This window comes from Sphingomonas sp. AC522, assembly GCF_979258125.1.
In genome coordinates, this window is sequence record NZ_OZ409836.1 from 206628 (window position 1) to 224398 (window position 17771).

A 17771-nucleotide genomic window follows, 5' to 3' on the forward strand; every position below is an offset into this window, starting at 1 on the left:
CCTTCCAAACTCTCGATTTTGAATATGGTTGCGTTCATGTTGCATTGCAACATGCAGAGTCGCGATGAATCGATATTAATCTGCGGTTCAGCCGCGGCCGCGGTATCCAGGCACCTCCTGCGCAGGCACCCAGACGCCCAATGGCGGCTCGCCCGATTGCCAGAAAACGTCGATCGGGATGCCTCCGCGCGGATACCAATAGCCGCCGATGCGAAGCCATTCGGGCTTCATTTCATCGAACAGCCGCTGGCCGATTCCGACCGTGCAATCCTCGTGAAAGGCACCGTGGTTGCGAAATGAGCCGAGGAACAGCTTGAGCGACTTGGATTCGACGATCGTCTCGCCCGGCACATAATCGATCACCAGATGCGCGAAATCGGGCTGGCCGGTGATCGGGCAGAGCGAAGTGAATTCGGGCGCGGCGAAGCGCACGAGATAGCGGCTGCCTCGCCGCGGATTGGGTACGTAATCGAGTTCGGCCTCCTCCGGCGAGGCGGGGAGCGACGAGGTCTTACCGAGATGCTTGGCGTCCATGCCCGCCATGTAGGCGTTTGCGCCTCGCTTTGCATCCCACTAGACCCTCAGCGATGGACGGACTGGTCTCGACCGAATGGCTGGCGGTGGCGCTGGGCGACGTGCTGGTGCTCGACGCGACTTACACGTCGACCATCCCGGGATCGCCGCCGCGCGACCCGCAGGCCGAGTTCGAGGCCGAGCATATCGCGGGCGCACGCTTCCTCGATCTCGACAGCCTTATCGATGACACCAGCCCCCTGCCCTCGACCATGCCCATCGTCGCCAGGATCGCCGAACGGCTGCGCGCATTGGGCGCCGACACCGAGACGCAGATTATCCTCTACGACAACGGCCCGCACCATACTGCCTGCCGCGCCTGGTGGGTGCTGCGCCTCGCCGGGGCCGACGCTGCCTTGCTCGATGGCGGCATGGCCAAATGGAAGGCCGAAGGGCGCGCGCTCGAAAGTGGTACGCACCGCGCCGAGCCCGGCAGTTTCGCGGCCCGCGCCCCCAAAGCAAACGCGCGCTCACTCGACCAGATGAAGGCAGCCACCGAGCAGATCGCCGATGCCCGCTCCGCGGCACGCTTTACCGGCGAGGAAGCCGATCCGCGCGCCGAAGTCGCGGCAGGGCACATCCCAGGCTCTCGCAACATCCCCTATCCGCGCTTCTTCAATGCGGATGGGACGTGGAAGCATCCCGAGCATATTCGTAGCGTGTTCGAGGAAAACGGGATCGACCTCGCCCGTCCGCTGGTCACGACCTGCGGTTCGGGCATTACCGCCGCGATCCTCGCATTCGGCGTGCACCTGCTGGGCAACGAGGCCGCTTTATACGATGGCAGCTGGACCGAATGGGGTTCGCGCCCTGAGACTGCCAAGGCATTGGGACCTGCATGAGCGACGACACGAAACCTGCCACCAAGATCGTCTCCGCCGGGCGACGCAAGGAATGGACGCAAGGGATCGTCAATCCGCCGGTGTGGCGCGCGTCGACGATCCTGTACGACGACGTTGCCGCGCTGAGGTCCAACAACAAGGCCGATACCCACCACAGCTTGTTCTACGGCCGCCGCGGCACGCCGACGCAATGGTCGCTGGCCGAAGCACTGACTGAACTCGAGCCTGGCGCCGAGGCTACCCTGCTCTATCCTTCCGGCGTCGCGGCAATGTCGTCATTGCTGCTGGCGTTGCTCTCGCCCGGTGACCATCTGCTGGTGCCCGACAGCGCCTATGACCCGACCCGCAATTTCGCCAATGGCATGCTCAAGCGGATGGGCATAGCGACGACGTTCTATGATCCGCTGATCGGCGCGGGGATCGCCGGCCTGTGCCGCGACGAGACCCGGGTGATCCTGCTCGAAAGCCCCGGCAGCCTCACCTTCGAAGTGCAGGACATCCCCGCGATCGTGGACGTCGCAAAGCGACGCGGGATCGCCACGATCCTCGACAACACCTGGGCAACGCCGCTGCTGCTGCCCGCGATCGCGATGGGCGTGGATTATTCGATGCTCGCCTGCACCAAATATGTGGTCGGCCATTCGGACGTGATGCTCGGCTCGGTTACCGCCGCGCGCGGCAGATACGACGCGCTGCGCAACGCGACTTATCAACTTGGCCAAATGGCCAGCCCCGATGACGCCTGGCTCGGCGCGCGCGGCCTCCGGACGATGGCGGTGCGGCTGAAGCAGCATGGCGAAGCGGCCTTGCGCATCGCACAGTGGCTGAAGACCCGGCCCGAAGTCGCGCGGGTGCTGCATCCGGCGCTGCCCGAATGCCCGGGTCACGAATTCTTCGTTCGCGATTTCAAAGGGGCGGCGGGGCTGTTCTCCTTCGTGCTGCGCGGCGGCGACGAGGCGGCGCGGGCGGCACTGATCGACGGACTTGAGCATTTCGGGATCGGCTATTCCTGGGGCGGCTATGAAAGCCTGGCCATCCCTGCCGATCCGCAGAACATTCGCACCGTCACCAAATGGCAGGCTGAGGGGCCGGCAGTGCGCCTCCAGATCGGGCTGGAGGACACAGACGATCTGATCGCCGATCTCGAAGCCGGGCTTGCCCGCTTTGCCAAGGTGCGCGGTTGATGCAGCGGCTGGGCGAGTGGCTCGCGGGCTATGGCCTGCCGACCGCGCCCGATCTGAGCGCGGCGGCGATCGCAGGGGCTCTGGCCTTTGCGGCACTGGCGATCGGATGGCTCTCCGGACGGCATCTCGGCGCGCGGGTGACTGCGCTATGGGCGAAGCGCGCGGGGGGCGTGGGCGAAGGACTCGGGCCGCGGATGAGCGGCATCTTCCGTCACGGCGTCGCGGCATTGCTACTCGCGATCATTTCCGCGGCATGGCCCTGGCCCCCGCTCGCCGCGCTCGGGCTGGGCGTGGCCACCGGCAGCGCGACAGCCATGCTCGCAGTGATTGTCCTGCGCGGACTCAACCTGCCGCGCTGGGCGGCATGGACGCTTGCCGCCTTGGCCTTCACGGCGATTCTCTCCCACGCGATCGGCGGCTTCTCGGTCGTCGAGACCACGCTCGACCGCGTTGGGGTCCAGGTCGGGGCGCGGCGCTTCACCTTGCTCTCGGTGCTCACCGTTGCCGTCACGATCTTGCTGCTCTTCGCCGCGGTCCGCTTCGTCAATCGCGTGCTCGCGCATTCGATCGGGGAGGCGCGTGGCTTCGATCCCACCCAGAAGCTGCTGATCCAGAAGCTGGCCAGCATCGTCGCGGTGGTGATGGCATTCTTCATCGGCGTCGATCTGCTCGAGATCGACCTGACGGCGTTCGCGATCTTCTCTGGCGCGTTCGGCCTCGCGATCGGCTTCGGGCTGCAGAAGACGATCGGCAATCTGATCGCGGGAATCATCCTGCTAATGGACCGCTCGATCAAGCCGGGCGACATCATCGTAGTCGGCGAGAGCTTCGGCTGGGTCAACAAGATCGGCGTCCGCGCGGTCAGCGTCGTCACCCGCGACGGCAAGGAGCATCTGATACCCAACGAGATCCTGATGACTCAGGAGGTCGAGAACTGGTCGTACACCGACCGCAACGTCCGCGTGCGAATTCCGGTGACCGTCTCCTATGATTGCGATCTCGCCCGGGCGCAGGAACTAATGCTCAAGGCCGCAGTCGAGAGCCCCCGCGCGCTGACCAGCCCCAAGCCGACGGTGCGCCTCTCGGCATTCGGCGAAAACGGCGCTGAGCATGAAATCCTTTGCTGGATCAGCGACCCCGAAGGCGGCGTCGGCAATGTGAAGAGCGACGTGCTCAACCGGCTGTGGCTGATGTTCAAGGAGGCCGGGATCACCATTCCGGTGCCGCAGCGCGAGGTGCGAATCACCAAGGAGACGGCGGCGGTTCGGTAATGTTGGCCGTTCGCGGGCTTAGCTTCACAGTTTTCCCGTGAATCGTGAAAGTTCGTTTCCTACAGGCGCATGAATGTTGCGCGGACTGAAAGCGCAGATCTGAACGGTTCAAAGAGCGACCGGAGCTAAGCAAAATGCGGCGCTGTAGGACAGCTTGACGCATCTCCCCCTCGCCGAGCCAGCGCGGGCATCCTAGATAGCGGATCGTGTCCTCCCCAATATCTGCCCGCATAGCCCAAGGTGTTTCCGCCATCCCCGCCGCCGAGTGGGATGCGTGCGCGGGGGCTGCTAACCCATTTCTCTCTTACGCTTTCCTGTCGATCCTCGAGCGCTCAGGCTCGGTATCGTCGCGCGCGGGGTGGCAATCGCTGCCGATCGTTATCGACGGGGCCGATGGCGCGCCCGCGGCGATTGCTCCGGCTTATGCCAAGAGCCACAGCCAGGGGGAGTATGTCTTCGATCACGCATGGGCGGATGCGTGGGAGCGGGCCGGGGGGCAATATTATCCCAAATTGCAGATCGCAGTGCCGTTTACGCCGGTGCCTGGGCCGCGGCTGCTGTTGCGCGACGAGGCGCTGGCGCCGGCGCTGATCGGGGCGATCGAGGCGGTGACCGATCAGAATGGGCTTTCCTCGGCGCACGTCACCTTTCTCGACGAGGCGCAGCTTGGCTGGTTCGAGGCGGCGGGGTGGCTGATCCGCGCGGGCACGCAATTCCATTGGCAGAATGACGGCTATGCGAGCTTCGACGATTTCCTGGCGGCGCTTTCGAGCCGCAAGCGCAAGGCAATCCGCAAGGAACGCGCAGCCGCGCTGGAGGGGCTGACCGTTCGCCATCTCACCGGCGCGGAGATCGGCGAGGCGCATTGGGATGCGTTCTGGGAATTCTATCAGGACACCGGCAGCCGCAAATGGGGGCGACCCTATCTGACCCGCGAATTCTTCTCGCTGCTCGGCGCCGAAATGGGCGATCGGGTGCTGCTGATCTTCGCCGAGCGCGACGGCGTGCCGATTGCCGGGGCGCTCAATCTGATCGGCGCGGACGCGCTATACGGCCGCTATTGGGGATGCCGCGAAGACGTGCCCTTCCTCCATTTCGAGCTTTGCTATTACCAGGCGATCGACGCTGCGATCGCGGGTGGCCTCGCCCGCGTGGAAGCGGGGGCACAGGGCGAGCACAAGCTGGCGCGCGGCTATGTGCCGGTGACGACCTGGTCGGCGCATTATATTCCGGACCCGGGGTTTCGGCGCGCAATCGCCGAGTTTTTGGAGCGCGAGCGTGCTGCGGTCGAGCAGGAACAGGAATTTCTCGGTGAATTGACGCCGTTCAAACGCGGCTGCTGAGACAGCTATTCCGGCGACATGGAATTGGTGACTTGATCCTCGGGCACGGCCGATAGCGGCTTGGGCTTAGGCAGATCGTGCGGGAGCGGCTGTGCGGCCTCGATGCTATGGTCGATGCGGAACAGGGCGCTGGTGCCGTCGCGCCATACCGGGATCAAGCCGCGCTCCAGCCGGCGGTCATAGGCTGGCGGGCGGATGATCCAGACATAGTCGAAGGTATCGCGCGGCAGCTTGGCGAGCATGAACGCGACCGGGCGCCAATATTCGCGCGGGCATTGGACGTCGGTGACGATCTGCGAGGGATCGTGGACGAAGCGGCGGCGGATGTCGCCGCGCGGCGTATCGCTCTGATAGCGCACGGTGAGCAATTGCCCGCCGGCCATCGACCACTGATCGTTGGTGTAGGCAAGCTTGCGTTCCAGCGCGAGCGCGGGGACGTGCTGGAGGCGCGTCATCCGCCACTCGTTGTAGCAGGTCTCGCCGACGAAGCTGACGAGGCGCGCGCCCTGGGGCAGATGCTCCAGCGCCTTCAATTCGCGATCGTAGCTGCGATCGTAGAGCGCGAAGCTCCAGGTCGTCGCGGCGATCCGAACGGTGAAGAACGCCATGCCGAGTATGGCGACAAGCGCCGCGCCGCGGATCGACATTCCGGGCTTGGGGCGGATCGCGACGATGCCGATCGCGAGCAGGAAGGGCACCAGCCGCATATCCGCATAGGCCGAGCCGAAGACGATGCGCGGGAGGAAGATATAGACTGCGAGCAGGAACAGGCCGGAAAGCGCGAGATTGCGCGAATATTGGATATTCGGATCGCGAACCGCCTTGAACAGCAGCAGGAAGAGCACGCCGACCGAGGCGATATCGAACAATTGCCAGCGATCGCGAAAGACCTGGACCACCCACAGGATCTTGGCGCGCCAATTGAACATATCCGCGGTCTGCCCGCCGACATGCCCGCCGCTCCGCCATAGCACCATCAGCACTGCCGGCGGGATCAGCGGCAGGCAGTGCAGCCCGGCATAGAAAGCAGGCTTGATCCATGCGCCGACCAGGTCGCGGTGCCACGGCTTGTCACGATTGGGGCGCAGATCGTGCTGGCGGATCAGCTCGGCCGAGAAAGCCAGCACGCCGAGCACGCCCCAGCCGAACGTATGCGCGACCCAGATTGCGCACGAGACCGGCACGAAGACGATCGCGCGAAACACCAGCCTGCCGGTGCGCGCCAGCCGCAGCCACCAGCCAAAGGCGAGCAGCGCCAGCGCCATCGACAGCGCGAAGTTCACGAAGCCGAAATGAAAGGGATAGGAATAAGCCAGCGGCAGCGCGAACAGAGCGGTGGCCGGAATGCGGCCATGGACTTCGCGGGCGATCCACAACAGCCCAGCGACGGTCATTGCGGGGATCGCAATGACGATCAGCTTCACCGCCAGCTCGAGCCCGAAGACCTTGCTCAGCGGAATGATGAGCAGATCCACGCCGAGATTGCCCATCAGGCTCCACTGGAAATTATACCATTCGCGGAGGTGCGGGAACTGATCGTAGACGAGCTGGACGCGGTACCGCCCCATATGCCCGGGCAAATCGACCAAAGGAGGGATTTCGGGCCAGAGCAGCGGCACGGTCGCGAGCAACGTGCACAGCGCCACGAACCACCGTGTCTGCCACCAATGCAGCGCTTCGCCCCTGTCCATTCCCGGCTTCTAGGCACGGCGGGGCCGATGCCGCAAGCGGATGCTTAGCGCAGGACTTTCCAGACGAGCACGGGGGAGCCGGGAATCGCGACGGGCTGAAGCCAGTCGAAGCGCTCGCCGCGTTCGAGCCGCGCCCAGAAGCCATTGGGCGCGGCCGATTTGTAGATCTCGGTCTCGTTCGCGCCGGGGCAGCCGACGACATAAGCGGCACCGCTTGCCATCACCGATGCGCGGGCGGCTTCGGGGGTGGCGAGGAAGGTGCTGAGCACGCGGCGGATCGATTCGGCGTTGCGATGATAACCGCTGCCGATCGCATGGTGCGGCGTCCAGGCGAGGAGATTGGGGCTGACGTCGAGCGGGGCGAACAGCGTGGATTTGGGCAGAGCGATCAGGTCGGCGATTTCATGGCCCTGGTCGCAGGGAGGAACCGACATCGCGGTCAGTTGCCGGTCGCCCGGCGTGGTGGCGCTGACCGGGGTGCCGAACAACGCGCTGGCGACGAGGCCGGGGGTGGCGGCGAGAAATGCGCCGGCGGTGGCAAGCGTGCGCAGCGGCACGCCGGGCACGGCGCGGGCGCGGGTGAGCAAGGCATGGAGCAGCCATGCGCCGCCGGGAAGCGCCAGCGCATTGGCAGTGGCGCCGGTGCGGATGATCAGGATCGACAGCGCGAAGGAGAGGGCCGCTAGCGCGAGCATCATCGTCCAGCGGGCGCGTTCCTCGCCATGGCTCGCGCGCCAGGCGAGCGCGCCGCCGATCAGGCCGACGATCGGGAAGCTTATCGTCATCAGTGCCCAGGGAAGCACCTGGTCCCACAGCGGCAGGCCTTCGGAGACGTTGCGATACCACAAGGCGTAGACCAGCGGATCGAGCGTCGCGAACGGCCCCTTGGTGCAGAGCGGGGCGTTGGTGGCGAGCACTGCCAGTGCGGCGGCGCCGGCGGCGGCGAGCATGGCAAGGCGCGCGAGCGGGCCGGTGCGCGGGACGGACATCGCCGCGCAGGCGCCGAGCGCGCCGATAGCCAGCGCGGCGATCCAGACGGGGGCGATGGCATCGCAGGCGGGGGCCAAGATCGCGGGGCCGCGCGTGGCGACGTGGAGGATGGCGACGCCGGCGACGAGCGTGGCGAGCGCCGCCACGGCCTGCTCGCGGCGGCTGGAATCCAACACCCAGGCGAGCAGCATCACGCCGAGGATCGCGGCAGTGATCGGCAGCCCCTCGAGCGAGACAGTGAGCAAGGCGGCGAGCGACAGGCCGGCAAGCGCGCCGCTGCGCGCATCGGGCTTGCCGAACAAGGCGACGACCGCCGCGACGGCAAGCGCGACTTGCCAGCCATGATGATCGATCCGCATCGGGCGGAGCTGATAGACGAGAGGCACCGATAGCGGGGCGAGGAGGACGGCCATCTTGGCGCGTTCGAGCCCGGCGATGCGGCGAGTGAGTTCGGCGCCGAGCGCGATGACCACGAGCAAAGTCAGCAGCGGCACCCCGGCGAGTGCGATCCGCTCGGCCCAATATGCGCCGATCAGCGGCTTGAGGACGAGCATCGCCAGCGCCAGCGGCAAATCGACCAGCCGCGACCAGTGCATCTGGAACTGACCGCCCCACAGGCGATGCTGGGTGACGTCCCACCAGCTCTGCCCGCCGATCCAGTCGCGGACTTCGAGCAGGCGCATCGCATCGTCGGGATCGGGGAACCAGAGATGCGCGATCTCGCGCACCGAGACGAGGGTCAGGACAAGCGCGGCGACGCCCCAGCCGATGAGGATCGTCGGCCAGAGGCGCTCGCCATTTGCCGGCAGGGCCGGTTCGGGCGTCATGCGGCCCTCAGTTTCTCCGGAACGAGCCGCTCCGAAGCGAGCGCTGCCTGTTCGCCTTCGCTGCCGCTCTCGTGATATTCGGCGTCTTCGTTGACGTTCCAGACATCATAGACGCGCGCGCCGAGCTCGATATTCTTGACCGTGAGCATCGCGGTCATCATTGCGTGATCCTGGTTGTTGTAGCGATGCATGCCGTTGCGGCCGACCATGTGGAGCGTCGGATAGCGCTCTTCGAGTTCGCGGCGCAGCGTGTCGACATTGTCGCGATAGCCCTCGTCATAGACCGGATAGGCCTTTTCCTGGCGCACGACCGCGCCGCCGACGACGGTGGCGGGATCGGCGAGGCAGAGCGTCGCGAGTTCGCTTGTGGCGAGTGCGATCAGATCCTCGTCCGAGGACGACCACAGCCCGTCGCCTTCGAAGCAGAAATATTCTAGGCCGACACAGGCGATCCCCTCATCGGGGACCATCTCGGGCGACCAGCTGCGGAAATTCTGGACGCGGCCGACCTTCACGCCCTGCTCATGGATGTAGATCCAATTGTCGGGGAACAGATCCTCCGAGCGGATCATCAGGGCGACGGTGAGGAAGTCGCGATAATGCAGGTCCATCGCCGCGGGGATGCTGGCGGGCATCGGCTGGATGCGTCCGGCCAGCTCGCGCATCGGCGCGGAGGAAATGACATGGCCGGCGTTGATCGTGACGGTCTCGCTTTGGTGCGTCGCCTGGACGTTCCAGCGCTGGGTAACTTCGTTAAAGGCCATCGCTTTCAGCGCATGATCCATCAGCACGCGATTGCCGCCCTCGACGACGCGGTCGCGCGCGGCTTCCCACATCATGCCGGGACCTTTGCGCGGATAGCGGAAGCTCTCCAGCAGCGTCTTGGTTTCCATCCCGTCATTGGGCTTCCGGTTGAGGTGGAGCGAGCGCTTGAGCCCGTCGATCACGGCCTTGCCGAGCGAAAGCCCCTTGATGCGCTGCGCGGCCCAATCCGCCGACATCTCGTCGCACGGCATGCCCCAGACCTTCTCGGTATAGGTCTTGAAGAAGATCGAATAGAGCTTGTGGCCGAACTGGTTGACCACCCAATCCTCGAACGATTTCACGTCCTTTTTGGGGAAGAGCTTGGCCTTGGCATAGCTCGCCATGCAAAGCGTCGAAGTCCAGATGCCGAGGTTGAACAGCGCCTCGAAGGCGCGGAGCGGGTAGCTGTAGAATTTGCCGCCATAGAAGATGCGGCTCATTCGCGGGCGCTCGATGAAATCGTCCGGCAGCAGCTCGTTCCAGAGATCGACCACTTCCGAGGATTTCGAGAAGAAGCGGTGCCCGCCGATATCGAAGCGGAAGCCCTGATGCTCGACGGTGCGGCTGATGCCGCCGACATAGACCGGATCCTTCTCGATCACCGCGACCGAATAGCCCGCCTTGGTCAGCAGATAGGCCGAAGTCAGCCCAGCCGGGCCGGCGCCGATGATCGCGACGTCAACGGCGTTCGTAGAAGCGGGCATCCTGGCATTTCCCCCGTGACATGTGCACGAAACTGGAAATGAAGAGAGAAGGATAATGTTGGGTTAACGCGGGGTCTCGAATCGGCGCTCAGCCCAGCGCAGTGGTCTTGCGGGGCGCAACGCTGCTGTCGTTGCCGCACGCCCATTTGCCGGTGCGGCTGACGAAGCAATAATCGCCCGTCACAACCCGGGTGCGATCCGGCCCCGACGAATATTGGTGGCAGATCACATAGGTCGAGAGAACCGGATAGAGCGGGGCATCGACCGGCGCGGCATCGGTGATCCGGGCGGGGGCCGACGCCGGGCTGCATCGTGATCTTGTTCTTGATCGGCGCGCGGACTGAAAATGCTTCGAACGTGACACCCGTCCACAGAAAGGCGGACCGCGGGAAAGTGTTGCCGCTTTCGATGACTTGCCTGAACAATGCGTTGCTCGCCGGCTGGGAGCCGGGGATCTCGACATAGGGCGTCTTCGGGCAGGGCGCGCCAGAGCCCTGCGGCGTCGGCGGCACGGGATTGGTCTTCACATATTGAGTCGGCGATATCGGCGCGTATCTTGTCGTGCCGCCCGCTGAGGCAGAGGCCGGAGCGTCCGCCGCTTCGGGATAGGGCGCCCGCCCGCTCGCCTGGTCGCGGGTCAGCGGCGCCAGCCCCTTGTCATAGCGCGCATTGTTCAAATCCTTCAGCAACTGTTCGGCGGGGTATCGGCGGAGACCCCCGCCGAGCAGCTCACCCTCACGGTAGATCTCTACCGAACACTCCTTGTAGCCGAGGAACGAATGATCGAGTCCGCATTGGACGATCTTCATCACTTCCCACTTGCCGTTCGGGATCAGCGTGCCGGCCGGAAGATCGATCGATACCGCCTGCGCCTCCACGACTTCGATCGATAGAGCGCATGCCGAAGCGAGGGCAATCCAGCGGAGGGCGTTCATCGGCAACCTTTCAGGCGAGGGAAGCAGGGAGGCTATTACTGCGTCCAGACGCGGAAGCTGTTCCCGTCCTGCCCGACCAGCGGATAATAGACGCCGCCGCGAAGCGCCATCTGGGCGCCGTCCTTGGTCACGATCTGGGTGCCCCGCGCCGGGAGGGTGACCGCCTTCTTGCGGTAATAGGGATAGCTCGGGCCGTTATTATTGTCCCAGGGCGCACAGCCCCACAGGAAGATGTTGACGACCCCGTTGCAGCCGGTGCCGGCAAAGGCGGGAGTCGCAGTGGACGCGGCGAACACCGCGGCGGCGATTCCGGCAATTCGTAGCTTGGCGATCACGCTAATCCCCTTGGAATATCTGCGCGGAAAAACGCTTCCGCGCAGACGAGCCTAGGGCGAAACCAGCACAATCATTGGATATTCACGCCAAATCAGCCCTCGCGCCGACCCAGCAGGCGGAGGCGCAGCGCGTTCAATTTGATGAAGCCCGCGGCGTCGCGCTGGTCATAGGCACCCTGATCGTCTTCGAAGGTGACTACTTTTTCCGAATAGAGCGTGTACGGCGACTTGCGGCCGGTGACGATGACATTGCCCTTGTAGAGCTTGAGGCGGACCGTGCCGGTCACCTTTTCCTGGCTATGGTCGATCGCGGCCTGGAGCATCTCGCGCTCCGGGGCGAACCAGAAGCCGTTATAGATCAGCTCGGCATAGCGCGGGGCTAGCTCGTCCTTGAGATGCGCGGCGCCGCGATCGAGGGTGATCTGCTCGATGCCGCGATGGGCCAAGTGATAGATGGTGCCGCCGGGGGTCTCGTACATGCCGCGCGACTTCATGCCGACGAAGCGGTTCTCGACCAGGTCGAGCCGGCCGATGCCGTGCTTGCGACCGAGTTCGTTGAGCGCCGCCAGCAGATTCGCGGGGCTGAGCGCCTGGCCGTTGAGGGCAACGCCGTCGCCGCGCTCGAAATCGATCGTGATCGTCTCCGGCGCATCCGGCGCGTCCTCGGGATTTACCGTGCGCGAATAGACATAGTCGGGAACCTCGTCCCACGGATCCTCGAGCACCTTGCCCTCGGACGAAGTGTGGAGAAGGTTGGCATCGGTCGAGAAGGGCGCTTCGCCGCGCTTGTCCTTGCTAACCGGAATCTGGTGCTGCTCGGCGAATTCGATCAGGCGGGTGCGGCTGGTCAGATCCCATTCGCGCCAGGGGGCGATGACCTTGATATCGGGGTTGAGCGCATAATAGCCGAGCTCGAAGCGGACCTGATCATTGCCCTTGCCGGTGGCGCCGTGGCTGACCGCGTCGGCGTTGACCTGGCGGGCGATCTCGATCTGGCGCTTGGCGATCAGCGGCCGCGCGATCGAGGTGCCGAGCAGATAGAGCCCTTCGTAGAGCGCGTTGGCGCGCATCATCGGGAAGACGAAGTCCCGGACGAACTCTTCCTTGAGATCGTCGATGAAGATGTGCTCGGGCTTTACCCCGGCCATCTCCGCCTTGCCGCGCACCGGCTCAAGCTCCTCGCCCTGCCCCAGATCGGCAGTGAAGGTCACGACTTCGCAATTATAGGTCTGCTGGAGCCATTTCAGGATCACGCTGGTGTCCAGGCCGCCCGAATAAGCGAGGACGACCCGATTGATACCGGCTTCGCCGGCTGGACGATTGATCTGATCGGACATGAAACGAACTCCGGGCTTTCGGGAACGGCGCGCTCTAGGGTCCCATGCACGGCTGTGCAAGCGGGGCACCTGTCAGCCTTTGTAACTTGTCCCCTCCCCGGGCGACTGCGAAACTTTGCAGGTTCATGGCCAAGGGGAAATGGCGATGCGTTTGGGGCTGATATTCGCAGTGGTTCTGGCCGGAACCACGGCCGCCGTGGCGATGCAAACGCAACATGGGCTGCCCGACATCGGCACCCAATATCATCACCGCCAGACTTGCCACGGCGCCTATGACCTGATCGTCGAGGACTTCAAGGCGGGCAAGACGGTCTCCCAGGCGGACAAGGATTTCGTCGCCACCTATGAAGCCAATGGCGAGGCGAACAAGCAGTGCCCGGTGCCGAGCGCGGAGCAGGCCAAGCGGGCCACCGACCGCATCGTCTCGACCGGGCCCGGGCTCAGCTTCCTCAACGTCTATCGCAAGCTCAATGACGGCGCGGCCTGGTTCGAACTCGCAGTCTCGACCTTCAACGGCAAGATCCCCGACCTCCAGCCGCCGATGGGGTGGCAGATGCTCGTCGAGGCCAGCAAGCTTGGCTATGCGCCCGCCAAATATCTGATGGCCACGCTTTATGCGGCGGGATCGGCGACGGGCAAGAAGGACTATGCCGCGGCGCTGCCCTTGTTCGAGGAAGCGGCAAAGCTCGATCATCCCGATGCGGCGTTCCAGGCGGCGAACTTCTATGCCGCGGGCTACGGCACCAAGAAGGATTCCAAAAAAGCCTTTGAATATTATGCCAAGGGCGCCGAGCTCGGCCACATCTATGCCGCCTATCTCGCCGCCTCGATGGTCAATGGCGGGGACGGCGTGAAGAAGGATCACGGGCTCGCCTATCGCCTGGCGCGCAACCTGGCCGATCAGGGCGAGCCGGTGGGCGCAGTGATCGCGGCGAGCGCGCTGCTGCAGATGAAGGACGCCAAGACGCACGAGAACGAAGTGCTCTATTGGATGGATGTGGCGATCCGCGACGGCGACGCCGAGATCCGCAAGCAGATGAGTGCGCTGCGCCCGCAGGTCATCGCCGCCTATCAGCGCGCCAATGCGCCGCCCGAATATCGCCCGCGCGTTCGCAAGGCCTGTCCGATGAAGACGGTTTGCTACGTCGATCGCTTCAGCGGCGCGCGCCAGAGCTGCACGACCAACAAGGATTATTGGAACGATTGCGACGGCTGACGCCGTCTCTCGATCCCAACTGTTTATCGAAGGGGAAAATCCGATGCGGATCGGTGGAATGCTGTTTGCGCTGGCGCTGACGGCGGCAGGGACGGTGGGCGCGCTGGCGCAGAGCAAGGGGGTGCCGCTGCCCGATGCCACGCGGCAATATTATCAGCGGCAGAATTGCCACCAAGTCTATGACATGCTCGTCGAGCAGGACCGCGCCGGCAATCGCCTCAACGATGCGGATGCCGGATGGGCCAAGGGTTATGAGGACAATGCCGGGACCGGCAAGCCCTGCCCCGCGCCGCCGCCGGCGCTGGCGCAGCGCGCCGCCAACCGCACGATGATCATGGCTCAGGCGATCAACAAGGCCGCGGACTATGCCGAGAAGGACGATGCGGCGGCGCTGTACGAGATCGCCTATGCAGGCCTGACCGGCACCACCAAGGAATTGACCACCGAACAGGCGCTCAACGTGCTGAGGAACGCGGCGGCGCTGGGCGATCCTTCGGCCAATTATCAGCTCTCGCAGCAATATTTCGTCGGCAACATGGGCAAGCCCCAGGATTATGCTGGCGGGCTGCCGGCCTTGCTCCGGGCGGCCGACGCCAACCATGTCGATGCGATCTTCCAGGCCGGCGCGATCTACGCCAACGGGCTGGGCGTGAAGAAGGACATGGCCAAGGCGTTCGGCTTCTTCCGCCGCGCCGCCGAGCAGGGCCATGTCTTCGGCACCTATCTGGCGGCGCAGATGGCGAACGAAGGCGCCGGCGTGAAGAAGGATCACGCCCTCGCCTATCGCCTGGGCCGCAACCTGGCCGATGCCGGCGAGCCCGCCGGCGCGATCTTCGCCTCCAGCGCGCTACTGCAGATGAAGGACGTCAAGAAGAACCAGGACGAGATCCTCTATTGGATGGACATGGCGATCCGCCAGGGCGATGACAGCGTCAAGGCGCAGATCAGCCCGCTCCGTCCGAAGGTCGTCGCATTGTTCAACAAGATGAACGCGCCGCCCGAATATCGCCCGCGCGAGCGCAAGGCTTGCCCGATGAAGACCGTATGCTACGTCAATCAATTCACGCGCGCGCAATCCTGCACGACCAACAAGGATTATTGGAGCGACTGCGATGGCTGAGAACAAGACGCAGGCCACCCAGGTCAGCGTCGACGATTTTCTCGAGCAAGTGGCGCATCCAGTGCGGCGCACGACGGCAAGACAGTGCGCGCGCTGCTGGAGCGGGTGACAGGCGAGCCGGCGGTGATGTGGGGGCCGACGATCGTCGGCTTCGGCAGCTATCATTACAAATATGCCAGCGGGCATGAGGGCGACATGTGCCGGATCGGCTTCTCCCCGCGCAAGGCGGAGCTGGTCTTCTATGTCGGCGGCTTCCCCCAATATGACGAACTGCTCGCGCGGCTGGGCAAGCACAAGCGGAGCAAGGCCTGCCTCTACGTCACCAAGCTCGCCGATGTGGATGCTGCGGTGCTCGAGGAAATCGTGACCAAGAGTTGGGCAGCGTCGGCAGGCGCGGGCCATTGCGCAGTCTGCTGAGGGTCAGATCCCCGCATACCATTCGTACGCGTTCGAATCCTCCCAGAAGCCGCCCTTGCCACCCTGTATCCCGGCGAGCGAGTCCACGGCTTCGACGCGCATGACATATTTGGCGTGCTTGTAGCCAAGCTGGCGCTCGACACGCAGGCGGACAGGGGCGCCGTGGCCGATGTCGAGGTAGCGGTCGTTCAGCGCCCAGGCGAGGATGGTCTGGGGGTGGAAGGCGTCGATCAGATCGATCGATTCGTAATAGGGGCTGGCGCCGTAGCGATCGGCGCAGTGGAAGACGATGTAGCGAGCGGTGTCGCGGAGGCCGGCCAGCTGGAGCAGCGTTTCGAGCCGGGGGCCCTGCCATTTGCCGATCGCGCTCCAGCCCTCGACGCAATCGTGCCGCGTGATCTGCGCGCGCTGGGGGAGCGACTGGAGCTGGGCGAGGCTGAGGCTGAGCGGGCGCGCGACGAGGCCGTCCACCTGCAAGCGCCAGTCGGCGAAGCGGTTTGCGGCGAGGTCGTTATATTCGGGGGTGTTGGGATTGTGGGTGCCGTTGACGCGGAAGCGCGGGCTCATCTGATCGGCGCGATATTGCTTCGCCAGCGCGGCGCGGCCGGTGACCGAGCGCTGGAGGAAACGGTGCGCGTCCTCGGCCGAGAGCAAGGCCGGGTTGTCGGTGAGCGAATCGCACCCGGCGAGCATTGCCGCCCCGGTGCCGAGGATGACGCTGCGCCGCGTGATCATTCGGGCACCCTCCACCAGCCGGTGATCATCGAGCGGACTTCGTTGATCGTCCCGGCGAGAAAGACGAGTGCGAGGTGGATGACGATGAAGGCGCTCATCGCCGCCATCGCGATGAAGTGAATCGAGCGCGCCGATTGCCGGCCGCCGAACAGATCTACCAGCCAAGGCCACATGCCGGGTGCCAGGGCGAGGCCGGTGAGGATCAGCAACGGAGTGAGGATGAAGAGCACCGCGACATAGCTCAGCTTCTGGAAGACATTATAGGCGCGCGGATCCCTGGGATCGTGGAAGCGCAATGCCAGATGCTCGCGGGCATCGTGGGCCAGAACGGCGGGCGAAAGTTCGGCGGCGCGGATGCGAAGGTCGCGCTGGATGTGGCGGTTGATGAGGCTCAAGACCATGTAGACCAGTAGCCCGAAGGCCAGCACCAGCGCGAAGAACAGATGCCAGTGCCGCGCGCCCGCGAGGCTATAATGCGAGGGGATGGTCAGCCAGCCGGGAAAGCGCGGCAATTCGAGCCATGCGGGATCGAAATTCGCGCCATAATGCCCCCAATAGAGCCGCGGATGCGCGTTGAAGATCATCAGCCCCGACCCGATCAGGACGATCACCGCGAGCGCGTTGATCCAATGCCAGATGCGCGTGATCAGCCGGTGGCGAAAGACCTGCATGCCGATCTCCTAGCGCATCAGCTATAGGCGCGCACGAAGAACACGATCGTCGTGCTGCCGGTTACCAGCAGCGTCCAGGCGCGCACCAGCCATAGCGGCAGCTTCTTGCCCAGCTTCGCGCCCAGCCAGCCGCCGAGGATCCCGCCCAGCAGCATCGGCAGGCAGGCCCACCAATGCACCAGCCCGACTGCGACGAAGACAAACGCCGCGGCCAGATTGGCGATCGCGAGCATCAGCGTGCGGATCGCAAACAAGGATCGCGGATGCGCGCCGGCAAGCAATCCATAGACCGCCGTGGTGATCAGCCCGACTCCGCCGCCGAAATAGCCGCCATAGATGCCGAGCAGGCTCTGCGCCGTGATGAGGGTGGGCCGGCCGATCGTGACGCGTGCGTGCAGCCACTCCGACGCGCTCTTGCCGAACAGCATCACCGCGAAGGCGAAGAGCAATAGCCAGGGGATGATCAGGTCGAATGCGCGGCTGGGGGTGAGCGCGAGCAACACGCTGCCCACCAGGCCGCCGGCAAAGGTGATTACCGCGAGCGTCGGCACCGAAAGCCCGCCGACCGGGGCAAGCTCGTCGCGATATTCCCAGGCGCTCGCCCCGGCCCCTGGCAGCAAAGCGGCGTTGGAAGTGGCATTGGCGACGTTCGAGGGAAGACCCAGCGCGATCAGCGCGGGCAGGGTCGCGAAGGTGCCGCCACCGGCCAGCGCATTCATCGCGCCGCCAAGCACGCCCGCGCCGGCTGCCAAGGCGAGTCCGGCAGTGTCGATCAC

At 64.8% G+C, this 17771-nt stretch carries 17 protein-coding genes; 7 read left to right on the forward strand and 10 right to left on the reverse strand.

Annotation, left to right across the window (positions count from 1 at the left end; translation table 11 throughout):
• Window positions 1-87: 87 nt before the first annotated feature.
• Complete coding sequence (gene queF / locus ACZZZM_RS01075; protein ID WP_463593259.1) at window positions 88-534, reverse strand: preQ(1) synthase; 447 nt, start codon at window positions 532-534, stop codon at window positions 88-90.
• A gap of 53 nt (window positions 535-587) precedes the next feature.
• Here queF and ACZZZM_RS01080 point away from each other — a divergent pair, with 53 nt between their 5' ends.
• The 4 genes from ACZZZM_RS01080 to ACZZZM_RS01095 all read left to right on the forward strand — a co-directional run bounded on the left by ACZZZM_RS01080 (window position 588) and on the right by ACZZZM_RS01095 (window position 5213).
• A complete protein-coding gene (locus ACZZZM_RS01080) occupies window positions 588-1415 on the forward strand; it encodes a sulfurtransferase (protein ID WP_463593260.1) in 828 nt (275 codons plus the stop codon).
• Window positions 1412-2599, forward strand: a complete 1188-nt coding sequence (gene metC, locus ACZZZM_RS01085; protein WP_463593261.1) for a cystathionine beta-lyase — start codon at window positions 1412-1414, stop codon at window positions 2597-2599. The genes ACZZZM_RS01080 and metC overlap by 4 nt, the downstream gene beginning before the upstream one ends.
• On the forward strand, window positions 2599-3870 hold the full coding sequence (locus tag ACZZZM_RS01090; protein ID WP_463593262.1) for a mechanosensitive ion channel family protein: 1272 nt from the start codon (window positions 2599-2601) through the stop codon (window positions 3868-3870). The genes metC and ACZZZM_RS01090 overlap by 1 nt, the downstream gene beginning before the upstream one ends.
• 206 nt (window positions 3871-4076) lie before the next feature.
• Entirely contained in the window at window positions 4077-5213 is a 1137-nt protein-coding gene (locus ACZZZM_RS01095; protein WP_463593263.1) for a GNAT family N-acetyltransferase, read from the forward strand.
• A 5-nt stretch (window positions 5214-5218) separates the two neighbouring features.
• Here the strand turns inward: ACZZZM_RS01095 and ACZZZM_RS01100 are convergent, their stop codons facing one another.
• The 6 genes from ACZZZM_RS01100 to ACZZZM_RS01125 form a co-directional block, all read right to left on the reverse strand.
• Window positions 5219-6904, reverse strand: coding sequence for a hypothetical protein (locus ACZZZM_RS01100; protein ID WP_463593264.1), 1686 nt, complete (start codon window positions 6902-6904; stop codon window positions 5219-5221).
• Between the two features lie 44 nt (window positions 6905-6948).
• Window positions 6949-8721: a hypothetical protein gene (locus ACZZZM_RS01105; RefSeq protein ID WP_463593265.1), complete on the reverse strand. Its 1773-nt coding sequence runs from the start codon at window positions 8719-8721 to the stop codon at window positions 6949-6951.
• Entirely contained in the window at window positions 8718-10229 is a 1512-nt protein-coding gene (locus tag ACZZZM_RS01110; RefSeq protein ID WP_463593266.1) for an NAD(P)/FAD-dependent oxidoreductase, read from the reverse strand. Before ACZZZM_RS01110 ends, ACZZZM_RS01105 begins: the two co-directional genes overlap by 4 nt.
• Window positions 10169-11107, reverse strand: a complete 939-nt coding sequence (locus ACZZZM_RS01115; RefSeq protein WP_463593267.1) for a hypothetical protein — start codon at window positions 11105-11107, stop codon at window positions 10169-10171. The genes ACZZZM_RS01110 and ACZZZM_RS01115 overlap by 61 nt, the downstream gene beginning before the upstream one ends.
• 92 nt (window positions 11108-11199) lie before the next feature.
• The gene (locus ACZZZM_RS01120; protein WP_463593268.1) at window positions 11200-11499 is read right to left on the reverse strand and encodes a hypothetical protein; all 300 of its coding nucleotides are present in this window, start codon (window positions 11497-11499) and stop codon (window positions 11200-11202) included.
• 92 nt (window positions 11500-11591) lie between these two features.
• Entirely contained in the window at window positions 11592-12836 is a 1245-nt protein-coding gene (locus ACZZZM_RS01125) for an argininosuccinate synthase (protein WP_463593269.1), read from the reverse strand.
• Between the two features lie 139 nt (window positions 12837-12975).
• On the opposite strand from ACZZZM_RS01125, the gene ACZZZM_RS01130 reads away from it, so the two are divergent.
• From ACZZZM_RS01130 to ACZZZM_RS01140, 3 genes are all read left to right on the forward strand, one after another.
• Window positions 12976-14052: a tetratricopeptide repeat protein gene (locus ACZZZM_RS01130; protein WP_463593270.1), complete on the forward strand. Its 1077-nt coding sequence runs from the start codon at window positions 12976-12978 to the stop codon at window positions 14050-14052.
• A gap of 43 nt (window positions 14053-14095) precedes the next feature.
• The gene (locus tag ACZZZM_RS01135) at window positions 14096-15172 is read left to right on the forward strand and encodes a tetratricopeptide repeat protein (RefSeq protein ID WP_463593271.1); all 1077 of its coding nucleotides are present in this window, start codon (window positions 14096-14098) and stop codon (window positions 15170-15172) included.
• 84 nt (window positions 15173-15256) lie between these two features.
• Window positions 15257-15589: a DUF1801 domain-containing protein gene (locus tag ACZZZM_RS01140; protein WP_463593272.1), complete on the forward strand. Its 333-nt coding sequence runs from the start codon at window positions 15257-15259 to the stop codon at window positions 15587-15589.
• Window positions 15590-15592: 3 nt separating this feature from the next.
• On the opposite strand, the gene ACZZZM_RS01145 is transcribed toward ACZZZM_RS01140, so the two are convergent.
• Genes ACZZZM_RS01145 through ACZZZM_RS01155 form a run of 3 tightly spaced genes read right to left on the reverse strand, consistent with a single transcriptional unit; the run spans window position 15593 to window position 17771 of the window.
• Complete coding sequence (locus ACZZZM_RS01145) at window positions 15593-16324, reverse strand: molybdopterin-dependent oxidoreductase (protein ID WP_463593273.1); 732 nt, start codon at window positions 16322-16324, stop codon at window positions 15593-15595.
• Window positions 16321-16995: a cytochrome b/b6 domain-containing protein gene (locus ACZZZM_RS01150; protein WP_463593274.1), complete on the reverse strand. Its 675-nt coding sequence runs from the start codon at window positions 16993-16995 to the stop codon at window positions 16321-16323. Before ACZZZM_RS01150 ends, ACZZZM_RS01145 begins: the two co-directional genes overlap by 4 nt.
• A 17-nt stretch (window positions 16996-17012) precedes the next feature.
• On the reverse strand, window positions 17013-17771 hold the full coding sequence (locus tag ACZZZM_RS01155; protein WP_463593275.1) for a sulfite exporter TauE/SafE family protein: 759 nt from the start codon (window positions 17769-17771) through the stop codon (window positions 17013-17015).